The 2,412-nt window shown below is 66.9% G+C and carries 2 protein-coding genes; both read left to right on the plus strand.

The annotated features are described in order from the left end of the window. Window positions 1–411: NADH-ubiquinone oxidoreductase-F iron-sulfur binding region domain-containing protein (locus tag BRAS3809_RS18725; RefSeq protein ID WP_035656832.1), on the plus strand; the 411-nt coding region annotated here is incomplete at its 5' end. 24 nt (window positions 412–435) lie between these two features. After that, window positions 436–2,412: molybdopterin-dependent oxidoreductase (locus BRAS3809_RS18730; protein ID WP_035656834.1), on the plus strand; the 1,977-nt coding region annotated here is incomplete at its 3' end.

Genomic DNA, 2,412 nt, shown 5'->3' on the forward strand with positions numbered 1-2,412 from the left:
GGGCCCCTGGGGGCCTACTTCCCGCGCGCGCTGTTCGACACGCCGTTCGACTACGAGGCGTTCGCGGCGAAGGAGGGCCTGATCGGGCATGGCGGCATCGTCGTGTTCGACGACACCGTCGACATGTCGAAGCAGGCGCGCTTCGCGATGGAGTTCTGCGCCATCGAATCCTGCGGCAAATGCACGCCCTGCCGCATCGGCTCGACGCGCGGCGCCGAGACCATCGACAAGATCCGCCGCGGCGAGCGCGTAGCTGAGAACATCGCCCTCGTCGAGGACCTCTGCGGCACTATGAAGCTCGGATCGCTCTGTGCACTCGGCGGCTTCACGCCCTACCCTGTGCTCTCGGCGCTCAAACACTTCCGCGAGGATTTCGGTCCTCGGCAACCGCGCCTGCAGGCTGCGGAATAGACATTCGGGAACAAGGACACGGCCATGTCGCTCATCCACGAAACCGATTACGGCACCCCGCTCTCCAAGTCCGAGAAGATGGTCACGCTGACCATCGACGGCCAGAGCATCACCGTTCCCGAGGGCACCTCGATCATGCGTGCGGCCATGGAGGCCGGCACACAGATCCCGAAACTGTGCGCGACCGACATGGTCGATGCGTTCGGCTCCTGCCGCCTCTGCCTCGTCGAGGTCGAGGGCCGCGCCGGCACGCCGGCCTCGTGCACCACGCCGGTGGCCGCGGGCCTCGTCGTGCATACCCAGACCGAACGGCTGAAGAAGCTGCGCAAGGGCGTGATGGAGCTCTACATCTCCGACCATCCGCTCGACTGCCTCACCTGCGCCGCCAATGGCGATTGCGAGCTGCAGGACATGGCCGGCGCGGTCGGCCTGCGCGACGTGCGCTACGGCAACCAGGGTGAGAACCACGTGTTCGCCGATGCCTGCGGCGAGGCCAATCCGGCCTGGCTGCCGAAGGACGAGTCGAACCCCTATTTCACTTACGATCCCTCCAAGTGCATCGTCTGCTCGCGCTGCGTCCGCGCCTGCGAGGAAGTGCAAGGCACGTTCGCGCTGACCATCTCCGGCCGCGGCTTCGACAGCCGGGTGTCGCCGGGCATGAGCGAGAGCTTCCTCGGCTCGGAGTGCGTGTCCTGCGGCGCCTGCGTGCAGGCCTGCCCGACCGCGACCCTGACCGAGAAGAGCGTCATCGAGATCGGCCAGCCCGAGCATTCGGCGGTCACCACCTGCGCCTATTGCGGCGTCGGCTGCACCTTCAAGGCCGAGATGCGCGGCGAGGAAGTCGTGCGCATGGTGCCGTACAAGGACGGCAAGGCCAATCGCGGCCATTCCTGCGTCAAGGGCCGCTTCGCCTGGGGCTACGCGACCCACAAGGAGCGCATCCTCAAGCCGATGATCCGCGAGACCATCGACCAGCCCTGGCGCGAGGTCTCCTATGACGAGGCGTTCAAGTTCGCCGCCGACAAGATGCGCGGTATCCAGGCCAAATATGGCCGCGACGCGATCGGCGGCATCACCTCCTCCCGCTGCACCAACGAAGAGACCTACCTGGTGCAGAAGCTGATCCGCGCCGGCTTCGGCAACAACAATGTCGACACCTGCGCCCGCGTCTGCCACTCGCCGACCGGCTATGGCCTCGCCACCACCTTCGGCACCTCCGCCGGCACGCAGGACTTCGACTCGGTCGAGGACTCCGACGTCATCATGGTGATCGGCGCCAACCCGACCGACGCGCATCCGGTGTTCGGCTCGCGCATGAAGAAGCGGCTGCGCCAGGGCGCCAAGCTGATCGTCGTCGATCCCCGCAAGATCGACCTCGTGAAGTCGGCGCACATCAAGGCCGACTACCATCTGCCGCTGCTGCCCGGCACCAATGTCGCGATCCTGACCGCGCTGGCGCATGTCATCGTGACCGAGGGCCTCGTCGACGAGACCTTCGTGCGCGAGCGCTGCGACTGGAGCGAGTTCCAGGACTGGGCCGAGTTCGTCGCGCTGGAGAAGAACAGCCCCGAGGCGGTCGCCCAGTTCACCGGCGTCGACGCCGAGACGATCCGCGGCGCGGCCCGGCTCTATGCCAAGGGCGGCAACGGCGCGATCTATTACGGCCTGGGCGTCACCGAGCACAGCCAGGGCTCGACCACGGTGATCGCGATCGCCAACCTGGCGATGGCGACCGGCAATATCGGCCGCCGCGGCGTCGGCGTGAACCCGCTGCGCGGCCAGAACAACGTGCAGGGCTCCTGCGACATGGGCTCGTTCCCGCACGAGCTGCCGGGCTACCGGCACATCGCGGGCGACGCGGTGCGCGAGCAGTTCGAGGCGATGTGGAACGTCAAGCTCAACCCTGAGCCGGGCCTGCGCATCCCCAACATGTTCGACTCCGCGATCGACGGCACCTTCAAGGGTCTGTACGTACAGGGCGAGGACATCCTGCAGTCGGAT

This window comes from Bradyrhizobium sp. STM 3809, from assembly GCF_000239795.1.
In the GTDB taxonomy this organism is placed as follows: Bacteria; Pseudomonadota; Alphaproteobacteria; order Rhizobiales; family Xanthobacteraceae; genus Bradyrhizobium.